The 18,175-nt window shown below is 73.8% G+C and carries 18 protein-coding genes; 14 read left to right on the top strand and 4 right to left on the bottom strand.

The features are described from left to right. The first annotated feature begins 284 nt into the window (after positions 1-284). From ACZ7KX_RS16875 to ACZ7KX_RS16835, 9 genes are all read left to right on the top strand, one after another. Positions 285-1,460, top strand: coding sequence for a SchA/CurD-like domain-containing protein (locus ACZ7KX_RS16875; RefSeq protein ID WP_470327075.1), 1,176 nt, complete (start codon positions 285-287; stop codon positions 1,458-1,460). Between the two features lie 52 nt (positions 1,461-1,512). Continuing rightward, a complete protein-coding gene (locus ACZ7KX_RS16870; protein ID WP_350520168.1) occupies positions 1,513-1,938 on the top strand; it encodes a cupin domain-containing protein in 426 nt (141 codons plus the stop codon). Continuing rightward, positions 1,935-3,191: a beta-ketoacyl-[acyl-carrier-protein] synthase family protein gene (locus tag ACZ7KX_RS16865; protein WP_470327074.1), complete on the top strand. Its 1,257-nt coding sequence runs from the start codon at positions 1,935-1,937 to the stop codon at positions 3,189-3,191. Before ACZ7KX_RS16870 ends, ACZ7KX_RS16865 begins: the two co-directional genes overlap by 4 nt. 5 nt (positions 3,192-3,196) lie before the next feature. After that, positions 3,197-4,438 carry a beta-ketoacyl synthase N-terminal-like domain-containing protein gene (locus tag ACZ7KX_RS16860; protein ID WP_470327073.1) on the top strand — a complete coding sequence of 414 codons (1,242 nt, stop codon included), beginning with the start codon at positions 3,197-3,199 and terminating at the stop codon, positions 4,436-4,438. A gap of 43 nt (positions 4,439-4,481) precedes the next feature. Further along, complete coding sequence (locus ACZ7KX_RS16855; RefSeq protein WP_350520171.1) at positions 4,482-4,742, top strand: acyl carrier protein; 261 nt, start codon at positions 4,482-4,484, stop codon at positions 4,740-4,742. Position 4,743: 1 nt separating this feature from the next. Beyond that, positions 4,744-5,199 carry an SRPBCC family protein gene (locus ACZ7KX_RS16850; RefSeq protein ID WP_350520172.1) on the top strand — a complete coding sequence of 152 codons (456 nt, stop codon included), beginning with the start codon at positions 4,744-4,746 and terminating at the stop codon, positions 5,197-5,199. Beyond that, positions 5,196-5,525 carry a TcmI family type II polyketide cyclase gene (locus tag ACZ7KX_RS16845; protein WP_350520173.1) on the top strand — a complete coding sequence of 110 codons (330 nt, stop codon included), beginning with the start codon at positions 5,196-5,198 and terminating at the stop codon, positions 5,523-5,525. The genes ACZ7KX_RS16850 and ACZ7KX_RS16845 overlap by 4 nt, the downstream gene beginning before the upstream one ends. Positions 5,526-5,890: 365 nt before the next feature. Next, positions 5,891-6,403 carry a hypothetical protein gene (locus tag ACZ7KX_RS16840; protein ID WP_470327072.1) on the top strand — a complete coding sequence of 171 codons (513 nt, stop codon included), beginning with the start codon at positions 5,891-5,893 and terminating at the stop codon, positions 6,401-6,403. 104 nt (positions 6,404-6,507) lie between these two features. Then, the gene (locus tag ACZ7KX_RS16835) at positions 6,508-7,197 is read left to right on the top strand and encodes a class F sortase (protein ID WP_470327071.1); all 690 of its coding nucleotides are present in this window, start codon (positions 6,508-6,510) and stop codon (positions 7,195-7,197) included. Positions 7,198-7,326: 129 nt separating this feature from the next. Here the strand turns inward: ACZ7KX_RS16835 and ACZ7KX_RS16830 are convergent, their stop codons facing one another. The 3 genes from ACZ7KX_RS16830 to ACZ7KX_RS16820 form a co-directional block, all read right to left on the bottom strand. Further along, positions 7,327-8,361, bottom strand: coding sequence for a methyltransferase (locus ACZ7KX_RS16830; protein ID WP_470327070.1), 1,035 nt, complete (start codon positions 8,359-8,361; stop codon positions 7,327-7,329). Between the two features lie 41 nt (positions 8,362-8,402). Then, positions 8,403-9,485 (bottom strand): right-handed parallel beta-helix repeat-containing protein, encoded by a 1,083-nt coding sequence (locus tag ACZ7KX_RS16825; RefSeq protein ID WP_470327069.1) that lies wholly within the window; start codon positions 9,483-9,485, stop codon positions 8,403-8,405. A 334-nt stretch (positions 9,486-9,819) separates the two neighbouring features. Continuing rightward, on the bottom strand, positions 9,820-11,175 hold the full coding sequence (locus ACZ7KX_RS16820; RefSeq protein ID WP_470327068.1) for a cytochrome P450 family protein: 1,356 nt from the start codon (positions 11,173-11,175) through the stop codon (positions 9,820-9,822). A 211-nt stretch (positions 11,176-11,386) separates the two neighbouring features. Between ACZ7KX_RS16820 and ACZ7KX_RS16815 the strand changes: the two genes are divergently transcribed. After that, complete coding sequence (locus ACZ7KX_RS16815; RefSeq protein WP_470327067.1) at positions 11,387-12,340, top strand: deoxyribonuclease IV; 954 nt, start codon at positions 11,387-11,389, stop codon at positions 12,338-12,340. 105 nt (positions 12,341-12,445) lie between these two features. Further along, positions 12,446-14,542 (top strand): MMPL family transporter, encoded by a 2,097-nt coding sequence (locus ACZ7KX_RS16810; RefSeq protein WP_470327066.1) that lies wholly within the window; start codon positions 12,446-12,448, stop codon positions 14,540-14,542. Between the two features lie 73 nt (positions 14,543-14,615). Here ACZ7KX_RS16810 and ACZ7KX_RS16805 read toward each other — a convergent pair whose 3' ends face one another. Continuing rightward, positions 14,616-14,840, bottom strand: coding sequence for a hypothetical protein (locus tag ACZ7KX_RS16805; protein ID WP_470327065.1), 225 nt, complete (start codon positions 14,838-14,840; stop codon positions 14,616-14,618). 421 nt (positions 14,841-15,261) lie between these two features. Between ACZ7KX_RS16805 and ACZ7KX_RS16800 the strand changes: the two genes are divergently transcribed. The 3 genes from ACZ7KX_RS16800 to ACZ7KX_RS16790 all read left to right on the top strand — a co-directional run bounded on the left by ACZ7KX_RS16800 (position 15,262) and on the right by ACZ7KX_RS16790 (position 18,150). Then, positions 15,262-16,650, top strand: coding sequence for an amino acid permease (locus tag ACZ7KX_RS16800; RefSeq protein ID WP_470327064.1), 1,389 nt, complete (start codon positions 15,262-15,264; stop codon positions 16,648-16,650). A 385-nt stretch (positions 16,651-17,035) separates the two neighbouring features. Continuing rightward, positions 17,036-17,683: an HNH endonuclease family protein gene (locus ACZ7KX_RS16795; RefSeq protein ID WP_470327063.1), complete on the top strand. Its 648-nt coding sequence runs from the start codon at positions 17,036-17,038 to the stop codon at positions 17,681-17,683. Between the two features lie 278 nt (positions 17,684-17,961). Further along, entirely contained in the window at positions 17,962-18,150 is a 189-nt protein-coding gene (locus ACZ7KX_RS16790) for a YegP family protein (protein WP_350630945.1), read from the top strand. Positions 18,151-18,175: the final 25 nt, after the last annotated feature.

Here is an 18,175-nt window from a genome sequence, read left to right as displayed (position 1 = left end):
GGCCCGGCTACTGGGCTCGGCGCCGCCCTCGACGGGCCCGCTCAGCCGGGGGCCCCGCTCTTCCATCCCCCGCCCGAGGCCGGCTGTGCCGCCCCTTCGCCCGGATGGCCCGCAAATCTCGCGCCGCGCCCGGTGCGCCGCCCACGATCGACCTCAGGCCTGGAGCCGACCGCTCGGGCCCGACCGCCGTCGCACCGCCCTTCCCAGGCCGGGAAGCACCCGCCGGGCGCGGCCGACACGGCCGACACGGCCCGCAGCGTGCGACCCAGAGCAGAAAGTGGATCATGACAACTCTGTCCGAACCCCAGCCGAAGCAGCAGGACGAGTCCGACTCCCGGTTGCGGGTGGTGCTGATGCTGGAGATCCAGGACGGCGCCCAGCAGCGCTTCCTCGACGTCTACGAGCAGCTGCGCCACCAGGTGGCCTCGGTCCCCGGCCACGTCAGCGACCAGCTGTGCCAGTCGATCAACGACCCGCGCCAGTGGCTGATCACCAGCGAGTGGCGGGACCAGGAGACCTTCCTGGAGTGGGTGGACAGCCCGGCCCACCGCGAGATGGTCAAGCCGATGCACGGCTGCGTCAGCGACAACTTCCGCTCGCTGCGCTACGCCGTCCTGCGCGAGACCTCGGCGGCCGGCTCGACCGGCACCCGCGCCCCGATGGAGGTGCCGCCCGGCCTGCCGCGCACCGCACCGGCCGGCCACGTCGGCCCGCCGAAGGCCGAACCGGGCCCGGACGGCGTGGTCCGCCACGCGCTGACCTTCACCGTCAAGCCCGGCAGCGAGCCCGAGGTGGCCAGGATCCTGTCCGGCTACGCCTCCCCCCGGGCCGAGGTGGACGAGCACACCCGGCTGCAGCGGACCTCGCTGTTCATGCACGGCAACCGGGTGGTGCGGGCCGTCGAGGTGGTCGGCAACCTGGGCGACGCCCTGCGGCACGTGGCGATGCAGCCCGAGGTGCGGGCCGTCGAGGAGGCGATCAACCCGTACCTGGAGGAGGCCCGCCAACTGGGCGACCCGCAGGCCGCCCGCGCCTTCTTCGCCAAGGCCGCGCTGCCCGCCAAGCACCAGGCGATCGCCGGCTCCCCCGCCTCCGGCCGCCTGCACCGGCACGCCGTGCTCTACCCCGTCCGCCCGGGCAACGGGCAGGCCGTGGCCGAGCTGCTGGCCCGGCACGACAACCTGGCCACCGCCGACCCGACCGGGCCGGTCGCGGCGGGCACCGTCTTCCAGCGCGAGGACGTGGTGGTGCGCCTGGTCGACCTGCGGGTGCCGGCCGAAGCCGACCCGGCCGCCGCCCTCGGCGTGGCGGACGACCTGGAGGCGGCCGCGCTGGCCCGGCTGCTCGACCTCGGCCCGCAGGGCGACCTGCGCACCGTCACCGGGCTCGGCGCCTTCCTCGCAGCCCGCGCCATGAACCCCGTCACCGACCGCAGCTCCGCCGACCCCCACGCCAACTGACGCTCCGTCACCCCACGTCAACTCCACGTCGATTCCACGGAGGAAGACCATCATGACCACGCAGTACCCACGGATCGTCAACGTCGACGAGGCTCCGGAGAACCGCCGCCACGGCGCCGAGCTCCGCACCATGCTCACCCCGACCACGTGCGGGGCGACCAGCGGCTTCATGGGCCTGGCGATCGTCCGGCCCGGCGAGCGGATCGGCGAGCACTACCACCCGTACTCCGAGGAGTTCGTGTTCGTCGTCTGCGGCGAGCTGGAGGTCGACCTGGACGGGGAGACCCGGCCGCTCAAGGCCGACCAGGGCCTCATGATCCCGATCAACATGCGCCACCGCTTCCGCAACGTCGGCGACACCGAGGCTCGGATGGTCTTCCACCTCGGCCCGCTCGCCCCGCGCCCCGATCTCGGCCACGTGACCACCGAGGAGTCCGCCGCCTCCGGCCCGCCGGAACACGCCAAGGTGGCCTCGTGACCCGGCGCGTCGCCGTCACGGGGATCGGTGTGGTCGCGCCCGGCGGGGTCGGCGTCCCGGCGTTCTGGGAGCTCCTCACGGCCGGCCGCACCGCGACCCGGGGCATCACGCTCTTCGACCCCACCGGGTTCCGCTCCCGGATCGCCGCCGAGGTCGACTTCGACCCGGCGGCCCACGGGCTGGGCCCGGAGGACGTCCAGCGGGCCGACCGCTACGTCCAGTTCGCGATGGTCGCGGCCGACGAGGCGATCGCCGACGCCGGCCTGGACCTCACCGCCGAGAACCCCTGGCGGATCGCCGTCTCGCTCGGCACCGCCGTCGGCGGCACCACCCGACTGGAACACGACTACGCCCTGGTCAGCTCCGCCGGCGCACGCTGGGACGTGGACCACCGGCAGGCGGAGCCGCAGCTGCACCGGGCCTTCGCGCCCAGCACGCTCGCCTCCGCGGTGGCCGAGCGGACCGGCGCCCGCGGCCCGGTGCAGACCGTCTCCACGGGCTGCACCTCCGGCCTGGACGCGATCGGCTACGGCTTCCAGGCGGTCGAGGAGGGCCGCGCCGACATCTGCGTCGCCGGCGCCTCCGACTCCCCGATCTCGCCGATCACCGTCGCCTGCTTCGACGCCATCAAGGCCACCAGCGAGCGCAACGACGACCCGCAGCACGCCTCCCGTCCCTTCGACGCCGAGCGCGACGGCTTCGTCCTCGGCGAGGGCGGCGCCGTCCTGGTGCTGGAGGAACTGGAGCACGCCCGGCGCCGCGGCGCCCGGATCTACGGCGAGGTCGGCGGCTTCGCCACCTTCGGCAACGCCTACCACATGACCGGCCTCACCAAGGAGGGGCTGGAGATGTCCCGGGCGATCGACCACGCGCTCGCCCACGCCCGGGTCGACCGCACCGACGTCGACTACGTCAACGCGCACGGCTCGGGCACCAAGCAGAACGACCGGCACGAGACCGCCGCGGTCAAGCGCTCGCTGGGCGGGCACGCCTTCGGGACCCCGATGAGTTCGATCAAGTCGATGGTCGGCCACTCGCTCGGCGCGATCGGCGCGATCGAGGTCGTCGCCTGCACCCTGGCGCTCGCCCACGGCGTCGTGCCGCCGACCGCCAACTACGAGACTCCGGACCCGGAGTGCGACCTCGACTACGTGCCGCGCACCGCGCGCGAGCTGCCGCTGAGCCACATCCTCTCGGTCGGCAGCGGATTCGGCGGATTCCAGTCCGCCGTCGTGCTCAACAGAACGGGGTGAGTTCCATGACGTCACGTCAGCAGGGCCGCCGGGCGGTGGTCACCGGCCTCGGCGTGGTGGCGCCGAACGGCGTCGGGGCCGACGCCTTCTGGAAGGCCACCAGGCAGGGCGTGAGCGTCCTCGACCGGATATCCCGCGAGGGCTGCACCGAGCTGCCGCTCAGGATCGCGGGCCAGGTACGGGACTTCGAGCCGCAGTCGGCGATCGACAACCGCTACCTGGTGCAGACCGACCGCTTCACGCACTACGCGATGGCCGCCGCCGACCTGGCGGTGGCGGACGCCGGCTTCCGGCCCGACCCCGAACAGCCCTTCGCGGTCGGCGTGGTGACCGCGGCCGGCTCCGGCGGCGGCGAGTTCGGCCAGCGTGAACTCCAGCAACTCTGGGGCCAGGGACCGAGGTTCGTCGGACCGTACCAGTCCATCGCCTGGTTCTACGCGGCCAGCACCGGCCAGATCTCGATCCGCGGCGGCTACAAGGGCCCCTGCGGGGTCGTCGCCAGCGACGAGGCCGGCGGCCTGGACGCCCTCGCGCACGCGGCCCGCTCGATCGAGCGCGGCACCGACGCGGTGGTGGTCGGCGCCGCCGAGGCCCCCCTGGCCCCCTACTCGATGGTCTGCCAGCTCGGCTACCCCGAGCTCAGCCTGGCCGAACGGGCCGAGGAGGCCTACCTGCCGTTCACCGCGCGGGCCTGCGGCTTCGCCCCCGCCGAGGGCGGCGCGATGCTGATGCTGGAGGACGAGCGGACGGCCCGGCGCCGCGGCGCCAACGTCCGGGCGCACCTGGCCGGGCACGGCGCCACCTTCACCGGGGCCTCCCGCTGGGAGGAGTCCCGCGAGGGGCTGGCCGCCGCGATCCGGATCGCGCTGGACGAGGCCCGGATCGCGCCCGAGGAGATCGACGTGGTCTTCGCGGACGCCCTCGGCGTCCCGGCCGCCGACCGGGCGGAGGCGCTGGCGCTGGCCGACGCGCTCGGCCCGGCCGCCGAGCGCGTCCCGGTCACCGCGCCCAAGACCGGCACCGGACGGGCCTACTGCGGCGCCCCGCTGCTGGACGTGGCCGCCGCCGTGCTGGCCATGGAGGACGGCGTGCTGCCGCCCACCCCCAACGTCACCGAGGTCTGCCACGACCTCGCCCTGGTGACCGGCCGCGCCCGCCCGGCCGTGCTGCGCACCGCCCTGGTGCTCAGCCGCGGGCTGATGGGCTCCAACTCCGCGCTGGTGCTCCGGCGCGGCGAGCGGGCCTGAACCTGCCGAACCACTCCGTCACACCTTCGAAGGGACACACCCCGTGAGCAACACCCTCAGCTATCCGGAGCTCGCCGCCCTGCTGCAGGCCCGGGCCGGCGTCATCGTGGAGCCGGGCGACCTGGAGCAGCCGGGTGCGCAGTTCGACGCGTTCGGCGTCGACTCGCTCGGACTGCTCGGCGTCGTCGGCGAGTTGGAGAACCGGCACGGCCTCAAGGTCACCTCCGGCGCCGAGTCCGCCAAGACCCCGGCCGAGTTCATCGAGCTGGTCAACTCCTCCCTCTCCGCGAAGGCTGGTGCCTGAGATGCCCGGACACACCGACAACGAGATCGTCATCGCCGCGCCGCTCGACCTGGTCTGGGAGATCACCAACGACCTGGAGAACTGGCCGGACCTGTTCAGCGAGTACGCCTCGGTCGAGGTGCTGGAGCGCGACGGCGACCGCGTGCAGTTCCGGCTCACCATGCACCCGGACGAGAACGGCCAGGTGTGGAGCTGGGTCTCCGAGCGCACCACCGACAAGTCCTCGCTCGCGGTGCGCGCCCGCCGGGTCGAGCCCGGCCCGTTCGAGTTCATGGACATCCGCTGGGAGTACGCGGAGGTCCCGGCCGGCACCAGGATGCGCTGGATCCAGGACTTCGCGATGAAGCCCACCGCGCCGGTCGACGACAACGGCATGGTCAACCACATCAACAAGAACTCCCGGATCCAGATGCAGCTGATCCGCGAGAAGGTCGAGAAGCGGGCGGCGGAGCTGTGAGCGGCGCGCACCGGGCGCTGATCGTCGCCCGGATGAAGCCCGAGGCGGCGCCGGACATCGCCGAGGTGTTCGCCGAGTCCGACCAGGGCGAACTGCCGCACCTGATCGGCGTCACCGGCCGCAGCCTCTTCCAGTTCGGCGACGTGTACCTCCACCTGATCGAGGCCGACCGACCGCCGGGCCCGGCGGTCGCCAAGGTCATCGGACACCCGGAGTTCCGGTCCGTCAGCGACCGCCTGACCGCCTTCGTCCAGGCCTACGACCCGGCCACCTGGCGCGAGCCGAAGGACGCGATGGCGCGCGAGTTCTACCGCTGGGAGCGCTGAACCCGGCGTCCCCGATGGGCCCGCCCCCGGCCGTGTGCCGGGGGCGGGCCCGTCGCGCTTCCCGGCGGTCCCGGGAACGCACTCGCACGGCCCTCGGGCCCCGGTCCCTCGGTCCCCGACGCCCGGCTTCGCCCCCCCCGACACCCGGCCCCGGTCCCGGCGCGGATTCACCCGGATCGCCCGGCCAGCCGGGTGAACACACCCGGGACTCCACCCGAAGGGCGCACAGTCCGCACCGGCGCTGCCACGCTCCGGTGGCAGGCGGCCGCACCGTGGTTGACGGTGGATCAGGCGCACCCCCCGCGAGCCCCCTTGCCCGGCACCGTGTCGGCAGTCGCGGTCCGCGCGCCGGAAGGATCATCCTCATGCGTTCTGCACGCACGCTGCTCGCCGCGGCGGCCGTCGCCGCCGTCCTCACCGCCGGTGCTCCCATGGCCTATGCCGACGGCTCCGCCGACCAGGGCAAGAACCTCACCTGGCAGGAGAAGCAGGAGAAGCCCGACAAGGGCTCCGCCGACAGTACGAAGGGCAATGACAGCTCGATGGGCTCGGCCGCCACCCAGGACCACAAGGGCACCGATTCCAAGGGCACCGAGGAGCACAAGGGCTCCGACTCCAAGGGCACCGACTCCAAGGGCTCGGAGTCCAAGGGCTCGGAGTCCAAGGGCGGCGAGTCCAAGGGGAGCGAGGAGCACAAGGGTTCCGAGGCCAAGGACGAGGACCACAAGACCCCGCACGGCGGCGTGCACACCGGTGGCGGCGGCATGTCGCTGTCCGGCGGCGGGCTCGCCTCCGGCGCGGTGCTGCTGCTCGGCGGCCTCGGGGCCGGTGCCTACGCCCTGCGCCGCGGCCGCCGCGCCTCCGGCGCGGTCGCCTGACGCCCGACGCGCTGCTTCCGTCGCCTCCGGGCGCCCCACCCCGGCCGGGGTGGGGCGCACCGGGGGCGGCGCGCCGTTCGGAACCGGTTGAGCGGAGGACAGGAATGACGGGTGGTCCCGCCTCTGGAATGCCCCGGCTGCTGCGCGCCGGGATGGGCGCGGCAGCGGTCGGTCTGCTGCTGATCTACAACTCGGTGGACACCGGGCCGAGCACCGACACGGCGGCCACCCAGGCCGCTCCGCCGGCGGCCACCGCCTCGGCCGTCCCCGGACCGCCGGCCGCCGCCTCCCCGCCGCCCGCGGCGGCCGCGCCGGGGGTGCCCCCGCTCAAGGCCTCCAAGCCGACCCGGCTGCGGATCCCGCAGATCGCCGTGGACGCGCCGTTCACCGAGCTGACCCTCAACGCGGCCGGCCAGCTCAACGCGCCGCCGCCGGACGACAAGAACCTGGTCGGCTGGTACCGCGGTGGCGTGACCCCCGGCGAACGCGGCAGCGCGGTCGTCGCCGGGCACGTGGACACCACCAAGGGCCCGGCGGTGTTCCTGCTGCTGAGCCTGCTGCTGCCCGGCAACAAGGTCGAGGTGAGCCGCGCCGACGGCACGGTCGCCGTCTTCACCGTGGACTCGGTGGAGACCTTCGCCAAGGACGCCTTCCCCGACCAGAAGGTGTACGGCAAGACGCCCGACGCCCAGCTCCGGCTGATCACCTGCGGCGGCACGTACGACAAGAAGAAGCGGGACTACCTGGACAACGTGGTGGTCTTCGCGCACCTGGAGTCCTCGCACAAGGCCTGACGCGGCGCGGGGCCGGATGCCGCGCGGGGCCTGGTGCCGCGCGCAGGGCCCGGCGCCGCGCGCACCGGACGACCGCCGGCCCTCCCGGGAACGGAGGGGCCGGCGGTCGTCCGGTGCGTAGCCGTCGGGTCAGCCGCGGACGGTGGCCTCGAAGGCGTGCAGGTAGGGGTTGACCGGGCAGACCTCGGTGACGGTCAGACCGGCTTCCTCCATCAGCCGGACCATGCTCTCCTCGGAGTGCTTGGCGCCGCCCACGTTGAGCATCAGCAGCAGGTCCATCGCAGTGGTGAAGCGCATCGACGGGCTGTTGTCGACGAGGTTCTCGACGACCACCACGCGGGCGCCGGGGCGCGCCGCCTTCACCACGTTGGCGAGGGTGCGGCGGGTGCTCTCGTCGTCCCACTCCAGGATGTTCTTGATGATGTAGAGGTCGGCGCGGACCGGGATGTCCACCCGGCAGTCGCCCGGCACCATGCGAGCGCGCGCGGAGAAGGCGCCGCCGTCCTGCAGCCGGGAGTCCGCTCCGGCGACGACCTTGGGCAGGTCGAGCAGGGTGCCGTGCAGGGCCGGGTGCTTCTCCAGCAGGCTGGCGAGCACGTGGCCCTGGCCGCCGCCGATGTCGACCACCGAGTCGATGCCGGTGAGGTCCAGGTAGTCGGCGAAGTCCTGGGCGGACTGCCGGCTGGAGGTGGTCATCGCCTTGTCGAAGACCTTGGCCGAGTCGCCGCCGTCGGTGTGCAGGTAGTCGAAGAACTCCTTGCCGAAGAGCTCCGGGAAGACGTTGCGGCCGGAGCGGACCGCCTCGTCCAGCTTCGGCCAGGCCTCCCAGGTCCACGGCTCGGTGCACCAGAGGGAGATGTACCGGAGCGAGTTGGGGGCGTCCTCGCGCAGCAGCCGGGACATCTCGGTGTGCTCGAAGCGGTCGTCCCCGGTCTCGGCGAAGATGCCGTAGCAGGTGAGCGCGCGCAGCAGGCGGCGCAGCTGGCGGGGCTCGGTGTCGAGCGCGGCGGCGAGGTCGGTGACGGTGGTCGGGGCGTCGCCGAGCGCGTCGGCGACTCCGAGCCGGGCGGCCGCCCGGACGGCGGCGGCGCAGGCGGCGCCGAAGACGAGCTCGCGCAGGCGCATCGCGGCCTGCGGGCTGGAGTGGGCGGGTGCGGTGGTCATGGGCGCTTCCTTGGGGGTGGGCGGCGAGGGGGTCGGGGTGCTCAGCAGCGGCCGGAGGGCTCGGAGCGTTCGCAGGTGTTGCGGGCGAAGGTGTTGTCGGCCCCGGCGTCGCGGTCGGCGAGGTCGGCGGGGCCGTTGCCGCTCAGGCGGTTGTCGGTGACCTGGGCCCGGGCGTTGGAGACGCCGACGACGCTCTTGAAGAGGACGATGCCTCCGGAGAAGTCCGAGGTGCCGGTGTTGTCGCGGACCTCGTTGTCGGTGACCCGGGCGTCCTCGGTGCCGGTGAGCACGATGCCGGCGCCCTGGATGGCGCCCAGGCGCGGGTTGGCCGGGCAGAACTTGTTGTTGGCGACGACCTTGTTGCGCCGCACGTCCAGGTCCCCGGCACGGGGCACGCCCTCGTCGCCGACCACGAAGACGCCGGCGCAGTTGCCGTTGATGTCGTTGTCCTGGACGGCCAGCCCGCGCAGCCGGCGGACGGTGACGCCGACCCGGTTGCCGGTCAGCACGTTGCCCTCGACCACGGTGCCGCCGGTGTCGGGCGCGCCGCCCTCGCGGTAGGCGTAGTTGGCGAGGAAGACGCCGGACTGGCCGTTGTCGGTCGAGCGGTTGCCGAGGATGGCGGCCTTGGTGGACATCTCCTGGCTGATGCCCTGCTGGGCGTTGCCGTGGACGAAGGTGCCCTGGACGGTCAGGCCGGTGGTGCCGCTGGCATCGATGCCGTTCTTGGCGAAGCCGGTGACGGCGAGGGCCTCGATGGTGACGTCGCGCAGCGGGGCGGCCTCGGTGCCCACCACGCAGAGGCCGTGCCCGGCGGTGGCGCAGGCGTTCTCGGTGCCGGTGCCGGGGGTGATGACGCTGTCGGGGCCGGAGCCGACGAGGGTGAGCCCGGGGGTGGTGATGCGGACGCTGCCCCGGTAGGTGCCGGGGAGCAGCAGGACGGTGTCGCCGGGTTGGGCGGCGTCGACGGCCTGCTGAATCGATTCGCCGGGCTGGACGAGGTGCAGCCGGCCGATGTCGGTGGCGTGGGCCGCGGGCGCGGCGGCCAGGGTGGTGAGGACGGTGGTCAGGGCGGTGGCGGCCGCGGTGGCCGCGGCCAGGTGGTGGACCCGTCGCGTGGGCATGAGTGGTGACCTGTTCTTTCGGCGTGCGCGGTGCTCGTGGGTGGGTCGGGGTGTCCGGCCCGGTCCGGCGGTGTGGACTGACGCGCTGTGTGCGGGCGGTGACGGCCGGTGGGTGCGGCCGAGTCGACGGTACGGTCGCCCGGGTGGGGCCGCCACCAGGGCTGGGCTGCGGGACTGACGGGGCGTCGGCCGGGCGTGGGACGGCCCGGCGTGGCGCGCGCGGGGCGGACATGACGACGCGCCCGACCGCGGGTGCGGTCGGGCGCGGGTGCGGGTGTGGGTGTGGTCGGGCGCGAGTGCGGTCGGGGGCGGTGTGTCCCCTGCCGGCTCCGGCTCAGCCCCCGGCCGGGGCCTGCGGGCCGAGGCGCACGGGCAGCGCGGCGAGGTGCCAGGCGGCCGGGTTCGGGCCGCGTTCGACGGCCTCCGGTCCGACCGCGAGGGCGAGCTGCGGGTACGCCCGCAGCAGCGCGCCGAGGGCGACCACCGCCTCCTCGTGCGCCAGCGCCGCGCCGAGGCAGCGGTGGGTGCCGTGGCCGAAGCCGAGGTGCGCGTCGTGGTGCCCGTCGCGGTCCGGGGCGCCGGCCCGGCAGATGTCCAGGCGCTCCGGCTCGGCGTAGACCCGCGGGTCGTGGTTGGCTCCGGCGAGGATCGGCATCACCGCCTCCCCCTTGCGGATCAGGGTGCCGGCCAGGGTGAGGTCCTCGGTCGCGTAGCGCGGCACCCCGCCGATGGTCGGGCCGCACCAGCGCATCAGCTCGTCGACGGCGGCGGGCAGCAGGCCCGGGTCGGCGCGGACCAGCGCCAGCTGCTCGGGGTGGGCGAGCAGCGCAGCCGTCCCGTTCCCGATCAGCGTGGCGGTGGTCTCGTGCCCGGCGACGATCAGGTTGAGGATCAGCGAGACGGTCTCGACCGGGGCGAGGGTGTTGCCCTCGGCGGACGCGAGCCGGGAGAGCAGGTCCTCGGTCGGTTCGGCGCGGCGCCGCTCGATCAGTTCGCGGGCGGCGGCCACCATCGCGCGCAGCGCCTCGTCCAGGCCGGGCCCGGCGCCCCGGCCGAGGTAGGAGCTCCAGCGGCGCCACTGCGGGCGGTCGGCCCCGGGGATGCCGAGCACCTCGCAGATCACCGTGACGGGCAGCGGGTACGCGAAGTGCGCGACGAGGTCGACCACGCCGTCCCGGTCGGCGTGCCCGGCGAGCCCGCGGGCGTACCCCTCGGCGAGCCGTTCGATCCGGGGCCGCAGGCGCTCGACCGCGCCGGCCGTGAAGGCCGGGTGCACCAGGCCGCGCATCCGGCGGTGCCGGGCGCCGTCCGCGTCGAAGACCCCGGCGCGCAGGTACGCGGCGCACTCCGGCGGCATGCCGCGGGCGCGCCAGACCTGCTCGGTGCGGTGGGCGGGGGTGGGCGCCTCCGCGGGGGTGGACGTGTCGGCGGGGGCGGCCTCAGCGGCGCCGGTGGGCGCCTCGGCACGGGGCCCGCCGTGGACGGAGTGCACGTCGTTGGCGAAGCGCGGGTCGGAGAGCACCGTGCGGACGTCCTGGTAGCGGACGGCGATCCAGAACGGGTCCACGCCGGGGATGGTGGCGCGGGCGAGCGGGGCGCGTTCGCGCAGGTCGGCGAAGGCGGCGAAGGGGTCACGGACAAGGTGGTCGGCACGCAGGTCGACGGTCTCGACGGGGTCGGCGGTGGTCACGGCTGCCTCCTCGGGGACACGGAGTCCTTGTGGTCACGGATCGTGACGGAGCCGGGTGCCGCGAGCCGGGGTTTCCGGGTGCCATTCACTCGATGGAGTACAGAGGATCGTTTCCTCAGGGCTCGGCGGAAGGACGCGGCGGACCCCGCCTCCGCAGGCCCGGGCCGACCTGGCCGCCGCCGCCGTCCGGCCGCGTGACATCCTCGGGGCCATGACCACCGTGCCCGCGCCGTCCCCCGCCGCCACCACCGCCACCGTCCGCAACCCGATCGGCGCCCACGTCCCGGTGGCCGGCCGGGGGCTGGCCGGGACGGGCCTGGCGTACGCGCGGCGGGTCGGCGCCGAGACGGTGCAGGTGTTCGTGGCCAACCCGCGCGGCTGGGCGACGCCCGCGGGCAACCCGGCGCAGGACGAGGAGTTCCGCACCGCCTGCGCCGACCAGGGCGTCCCGGCCTGGGTGCACGCGCCCTACCTGATCAACTTCGGCTCGGACAACCCCGCCACCCGCGAGCGTTCGGCCGACTCGCTGCGCCACTCGCTGCACCGCGGCCACGCCATCGGTGCACTCGGTGTCGTGCTGCACACCGGCTCGGCGGTCGGCACCGCGCCCGGCGGCGGCTCGCGCCGGGCGGAGGCGATGGGGCAGGTCCGCGAGGACGTCCGGCCGCTGCTGGACGAGCTCGACGCACTCGGCGAGGACGCGCCCTGGCTACTGCTGGAGCCGACCGCCGGTCAGGGCAGCTCCCTCTGCTCACGGATGGAGGAACTGGCCGAGTACGTGGAGGCGCTGGACCGTCACCCGAAGGTGGGAGTTTGCCTGGACACCTGCCACGCCTTCGCCGCCGGACACGATCTGGCGGCCCCCGGCGGGGTGACGGCCGCGCTCGACGCCCTGGCCTCCGCCGCCGGGCCGGGCCGACTGCGGCTGATCCACGCCAACGACTCCGAGGACGTGGTCGGTGCCCGCAAGGACCGGCACGCCAACATCGGCGCCGGGATGATCGGCGCGGAGCCGTTCCGCGAGCTGTTCGAACACCCGGAGACGGCCGGCGTACCCCTGTTGGTGGAAACCCCGGACCGCAAGCACGGCGGGGACGGCACCGGACACGCGATGGACATCGCGGTGCTGAAGGAGCTGCGGGAGCGCGCGGCCGTCCGCGTCTGAGTCCCCGCCACGGGGCCCGGAGGCCGCCGACGCCGGAGCTGCCGGATCGCGGGGCCGGTGCGAGTCTGGACGAGTCGTTGCCGCCGGCCCCCAGGGGGTTCCTGGATGTTTCCGACCCGGAAACTCGCCGCACTGCCCTGCGGCCACCGCAGCAAGTGGGTGGTGCTCGCGCTGTGGCTGGTGCTGCTGGTGGCCCTCGGCCCACTGGCCGGAAAGCTCATGGGCGCCGAGGACAACCAGGCGTCCAGCTGGCTGCCCGGCAGCGCCGAGTCCACCCGGGTGCTCGACGAGCAGCGGGCCTTCCAACCGGTGGACACCGCCCAGGCCGTCGTGGTCTACCAGCGGCCCTCCGGCATCACCCCCGCCGACCGGGCCGAAGCCGCCCGTGACGCCGCCGAGTTCCGCACCGTGCCGCACGTCGCCGGGCCGGTCACCGGCCCGGTGCTCTCCGGCGACGGCCAGGCGATGCAGACCATCGTGCCGATCGACATCGGCACCAACGGCTGGAACGACCTGAAACCCGCCGTCGAGCAGCTGCGCCGGATCGCCGCCGACGGCAGCAACGGCATGACCACCCATGTGACCGGCCCCGGCGGCATCGGCGCCGACCAGGCCGCGGCCTTCGCGGGCATCGACAGCTCGCTGCTCGCCGCCACCGTCAGCGTGGTGATCATCCTGCTGCTGCTCACCTACCGCAGCCCCGTGCTGTGGATCCTGCCGCTGGTCTCGGCGGCCGGCGCGCTGACCGTCGCCGAGGCGCTCATCTACCTGCTCGCCAAGCACGCCGGACTGACCGTCAACGCGCAGAGCGCGGGCATCCTGATCGTCCTGGTGCTCGGCGCCGGCACGGACTACGCACTGCTGCTGACCGCGCGCTACCGCGAGGAGCTGCGCCGCCACCAGGACCGGCACGAGGCGATGGCCTTCGCCCTGCACCGGGCCGGGCCCGCCATCCTCGCCTCCTCGGCGACCGTGATCGCCTCCATGCTCTGCCTGCTGATCGCCGAGATGAACTCCACCAGCGGCCTCGGCCCGGTGTGCGCGATCGGCGTGCTGGTCGCCCTCGTGGCCATGCTGACCCTGCTGCCGGCGCTGCTGGTGATCGTCGGCCGCTGGGTGTTCTGGCCGGTCCGGCCCGGGTACGGCACGCCGGAGCCGACCAGGACCGGCCGCTGGGCGCACATCGGGGAGTGGATCGGCGGGAAGCCCCGCAAGGTGTGGGTGACGACGGCGCTGGCGCTCGGCGTCTGCTGCATCGGGCTGGTCTGGCTCGACGCCAACGGCCTCAGCACGGCCGGGACCTTCACCGGCAAGCCGGACTCGGTGGTCGGCCAGCAGGTGCTGGAGCAGCACTTCCCGGGCGGGACGGGCGCGCCGCTGACGATCATCTCCACCGCCGAGGGCGCCCCCGCCGTACGGGAGGCCGCCGGAACGACTCCGGGGGTGGCGGCCACCACGCCGCCGGTCGTGCACGAGGGGCAGGCCCTCTTCCAGGCGACGCTCACCGACCCGCCGGACAGTCAGGCCGCCAAGGACACCGTCGACCGGGTGCGGGACGCCGTGCACGCCGTGCCGAACGCGGACGCCAAGGTGGGCGGCAACACCGCCGTCATCCTGGACGCCGGGCGCGCCGCCGGGAACGACAACCGGGCGATCATCCCGCTGGTCCTGGGCGTGGTGCTGCTGATCCTCGCCCTGCTGCTGCGGGCCGTCACCGCGCCGCTGGTGCTGATCGCGACCGTGGTGCTGTCGTACGCGGCGGCGCTCGGGATCAGCGCGTTCTTCTTCGCGCACGTCTTCCACTTCGAGGGCCAGGACAACGCGTTCCCGCTGTTCGTCTTCGTGTTCCTGGTCGCGCTGGGGATCGACTACAACATCTTCCTCATGACGCGCGTGCGGGAGGAGTCCGCCCAAGTCGGCACCCGGCAGGGAGCGCTGAACGGACTGTCCGCCACGGGTGGCGTGATCACCTCTGCCGGTCTGATCCTGGCCAGCACCTTCGCCGTCCTCGGGACGCTGCCGGTCGTGGGCTTCGCCGAGATCGGCTTCGCGGTGGCCCTCGGCGTGCTGCTCGACACCCTGGTGGTGCGCTCGGTGCTGGTCACCGCACTCACCATGGACCTCGACCGGCACATGTGGTGGCCCGGGCAGCTGTCCCGGCCGGCTCCGGTGGCGGAGGCCGCGCCGAGCGGGCAGCGGTGAGCGGGCAGCAGTGAGCGGGCAGCAGTGAGCCCGGGTGCCGCCGCGGCGGCACCCGGGCCCGTTCACCCGTCGATCAGCAGTCGCCGATGCACTTGTCGTCGGTGTGCTCGTGCGCGTTGAGCCACTGGGCGTGCGGGCCGAACAGGCCGACACCGGCCGAACCCGTCTCCAGGCTCGCCGAGGTCGACGAGTCCGACGCGTGCCAAGCGGCCATCGCCGGCACCGGCGCCGCGAGAGCGGCAGCGCCCGTCACGGTGACGATCACGGCGAGCTTGCGGATGTTTCCACGAAGCGACATCAGATGTCCTTTGGGTGGTCTCTGGCATGAAGGAGCGCCCCGGGGCCGGCCACAAGCACACCCGGCCACCCCGCGACACCGGCACAGGTTTGCACACGAACGCGCACGAACCCGCCTTCATCGCAAGCCGACTGCGACATCCGGGTGACACAACTCCCCCTCCCGGACGAACGGGCGGCCCGGTTGGGGTGCCGGTCGAACAGGTGGGGGAGGGCGCCGATCACCGGGCCGGACGAGTGCCCGTCCGGCTGCCGCGCCACCGCAAGACTTGCGGTGAATCGCCGGGCGAACTGAACAAATCCCGTCGATTTGGTGCAAGGTGTCGCCCGGTCCGAGCATGAACGGTCGCTCCGCACGCTCCCGGCGCTCCACCGAGCGCGCGTCGGAGCGCGGGCAGCACCACGAAAGGCGCACCACCCTCATGCAGACCAGTCCCGCCGCAACCCGGCAGGTGACCCGGCCGAACGCCCCGGAGACCCCGGCCCCGGCCCCGGCCGACCCCACCCCGCCGAGGAACGGCCGCTTCGGACTGACGACCGCCACGGCGCTGGTGATGGGGAACATCATCGGCGGCGGCATCTTCATGATCCCGGCCGCCGTCGCGCCCTACGGCACGGTCAGCCTGCTCGCCTTCGCGGTGCTCACCGTCGGCGCCATCGCACTGGCCCTGGTCTTCGGGCAGTTGGCGCGCCGCGACCCGCGCACCGGCGGGCCGTACGTCTACGCGCGCGAGGCCTTCGGGAACTTCGCCGGCTTCCTGTCCGCCTGGTCGTACTGGATCACCACCTGGGTCAGCAACGCCGCGCTGGCCGTCGCCGCCGTCGGCTACCTCGACGTGCTGCTGCCCGTCGGGCACTCCACCGCGTTCAGCATCACCGCCGCGCTGGCCTTCCAGTGGCTGCCCGCGCTGGCCAACCTGGCCGGGACCCGCTACGTGGGGGCCGTCCAACTCGTCTCCACCGTCCTGAAGTTCGTCCCGCTCCTGCTGGTCTCGGTGGGGGGCCTGTTCTTCTTCGACCCGAAGAACCTGGGACCCTTCGACGGGAGCGGCCAGGGCTGGGCGGGCGGCATGACCGCCGCCGCGGCGATCCTGCTGTTCAGCTACCTCGGCGTGGAGTCGGCCGCGATGAGCGCCGGCAAGGTCCGCGACCCGGAGCGCAACGTCGGGCGGGCCAGTGTGCTCGGCACCACCGGCGCGGCGGTGGTCTACCTGCTCGGCACGGTGGCGGTCTTCGGCAGCGTCGCGCACGAGCGGCTCGTCCACTCCACCGCGCCGTTCTCGGACGCCGTGAACGCCATGTTCGGCGGGTCCTGGGGCGGGACGGCGATCGCCGTCGCCGCACTGGTCTCGATGAGCGGCGCCCTCAACGGCTGGACGCTGCTGGCCGCCCAGGCCCCGTACGCGGCCGCCAAGGACGGCCTCTTCCCGGCCTCCTTCGCCAAGGAGCGGCGCGGCGTCCCGGTCTTCGGCGTGGTGGTGAGCGTCGGTCTCGCCTCGGTGCTGACCGTCCTCGACTTCGCCAGCGGCGCGAAGGGCGCCTTCGACATCCTGGTGCTGGTCACCACCTTCACCGCCACCGTCCCGTACCTGCTCTCCACCGCCGCGCAGCTGTACTGGCTGGTCCGCGGCGCCACCGAGAAGGTGGACAACGGCCGGCTCGTCCGCGACGCCGTCCTCGGGCTGGGCGCCTTCGCCTTCTCGCTCTGGCTCCTGGCCGGCGCCGGCTACGCCGCCGTCTACCAGGGGGTGCTGTTCCTGTTCGCGGGGATCCTGGTCTACGTCTGGATGGCGGGGCGGCGACGCGGCTGAGCCGGGAGGGCGGGTTGAGCCGGGAGGGGCGCGGCCGACCCGGGAGGGGCGCGGCCGACCCGGGAGGGGCGCGGCCGACCCGGTCGGGTCGGGTCGGCTCGGGTCGGCTCGGGTCGGGTCGGGTCGGGAGGTCGCTGCCGGACGCGGCGTCCCCGCGAGGTGTCCTCGCTCGGCCTCGCCGTGACCTCCGTCGGCGGGGCCCGCTCGGCGGCGGCCGGAGGTCGTGAACACCCCTGCAGAATGCCGGACTTGTCCGGTAGTAGCCCGGTAACGGGCCGATGTCCACGAGGATTTCACGCTCGGGGTCTACCCGCGTAGCCCCAAGCTCGCCACACTGGCGCACGCAACTCAGCATCTTTTCCGATCTGATGATGGAGCGTTCGCCATGGCCACCACCGCGTCCATACGCCGGTTCCTGTCCTGCATACCGGCCGCCGCCGCCCTCGCCGCCGCCACCGTGCTCACGACCGGCACCCCCGCCCAGGCCGCCCTGCCGACCCCGATCTCCGCCGCCACCGCCCGGACCTACCTCGCCGCGATGCCCGCCACCGCCGAGACCCACGGGGACACCTACGACCGGACGCTGTTCCACATCTGGATCACCATCAGCGGCACCTGCGACACCCGCGAGTGGGTCGTCAAGCGGGACGGCAGCAACGTCGCGACCGACACCTCCTGCAAGGCCACCAGCGGCAGTTGGACCTCGCCGTACGACAACGCGACCACCACCAACGCCTCGTCCTTCGACGTCGACCACCTGGTGCCGCTCTCCGAGGCCTGGGCCTCCGGCGCCTGGTCCTGGACCGACGCCCAGCGCCAGGCCTTCGCCAACGACGTCACCCGCCCCCAGCTGCTCCTGGTGTCCGCCGGCAGCAACCGCTCCAAGGGCGACCGCGACCCCGCCGAGTGGCTCCCCCAGGCCTCCTACCGCTGCACCTACGCCCGCGCCTGGGTGCAGGTCAAGCAGTACTACGGCCTCGGCGTCGACAGCGCCGAGAAGACCGCGCTCACCGGAATCCTCAACGGCTGCTGACCGCACCCCGCCCGGCGGTGCCCCGCTCCGACCCCACCGGGTCCGGCGCGGGGCGCCGTCGCGTTCCATGACGCCCCGTCAGTCGGGGCCTCGGACATCCCGGCGGCCGCCCGACCCACCGGCCGCGCCGGCCACCGCGCGCCGACGGCGGCGGACCCACCGGCCGGGCCGACGAGGTGCCGACCCCGCCACCCGAACGCCACTCCCCGCGCGCCCTGCGGTGCCCGCGCGCCTACGGTGCGCCCAGGGGGTCATCCGAGCGGAAGGCTGTTACCGGCATGGCGGGTAGATTCGAACTTTACGTGGACGAGAGCGGGATGCACCGGTTCCGGCTCAAGGCCAGCAACGGGTCGGTCGTGGTGACCGGGGACCCGGAGGAGAGCAAGGACGACTGCCTGAAGAGCATCGAGTCGATCCGCAAGCTCGCACCGTACGCGGAGCTCAAGGAGGCTGCCGGGTCGATGTGAGGCCGGGGTGGCAGCAGCTGGAGGA

The sequence above is a fragment of the Kitasatospora sp. NPDC038210 genome (assembly GCF_055600605.1).
The sequence above is the reverse complement of the archived record's forward strand: the minus strand, read 5'-3'. Positions and strand labels throughout refer to the sequence as shown.

Coding starts and splice junctions, on each gene's coding strand:
- ACZ7KX_RS16795 (WP_470327063.1), top strand. CDS start 17,036: ATGGCCACCACCGCGTCCATACGCCGGTTCCTGTCCTGCATACCGGCC.
- ACZ7KX_RS16860 (WP_470327073.1), top strand. CDS start 3,197: ATGACGTCACGTCAGCAGGGCCGCCGGGCGGTGGTCACCGGCCTCGGC.
- ACZ7KX_RS16805 (WP_470327065.1), bottom strand. CDS start 14,840: ATGTCGCTTCGTGGAAACATCCGCAAGCTCGCCGTGATCGTCACCGTG.
- ACZ7KX_RS16870 (WP_350520168.1), top strand. CDS start 1,513: ATGACCACGCAGTACCCACGGATCGTCAACGTCGACGAGGCTCCGGAG.
- ACZ7KX_RS16800 (WP_470327064.1), top strand. CDS start 15,262: ATGCAGACCAGTCCCGCCGCAACCCGGCAGGTGACCCGGCCGAACGCC.
- ACZ7KX_RS16815 (WP_470327067.1), top strand. CDS start 11,387: ATGACCACCGTGCCCGCGCCGTCCCCCGCCGCCACCACCGCCACCGTC.
- ACZ7KX_RS16840 (WP_470327072.1), top strand. CDS start 5,891: ATGCGTTCTGCACGCACGCTGCTCGCCGCGGCGGCCGTCGCCGCCGTC.
- ACZ7KX_RS16850 (WP_350520172.1), top strand. CDS start 4,744: ATGCCCGGACACACCGACAACGAGATCGTCATCGCCGCGCCGCTCGAC.
- ACZ7KX_RS16825 (WP_470327069.1), bottom strand. CDS start 9,485: ATGCCCACGCGACGGGTCCACCACCTGGCCGCGGCCACCGCGGCCGCC.
- ACZ7KX_RS16790 (WP_350630945.1), top strand. CDS start 17,962: ATGGCGGGTAGATTCGAACTTTACGTGGACGAGAGCGGGATGCACCGG.
- ACZ7KX_RS16830 (WP_470327070.1), bottom strand. CDS start 8,361: ATGACCACCGCACCCGCCCACTCCAGCCCGCAGGCCGCGATGCGCCTG.
- ACZ7KX_RS16810 (WP_470327066.1), top strand. CDS start 12,446: ATGTTTCCGACCCGGAAACTCGCCGCACTGCCCTGCGGCCACCGCAGC.
- ACZ7KX_RS16875 (WP_470327075.1), top strand. CDS start 285: ATGACAACTCTGTCCGAACCCCAGCCGAAGCAGCAGGACGAGTCCGAC.
- ACZ7KX_RS16835 (WP_470327071.1), top strand. CDS start 6,508: ATGACGGGTGGTCCCGCCTCTGGAATGCCCCGGCTGCTGCGCGCCGGG.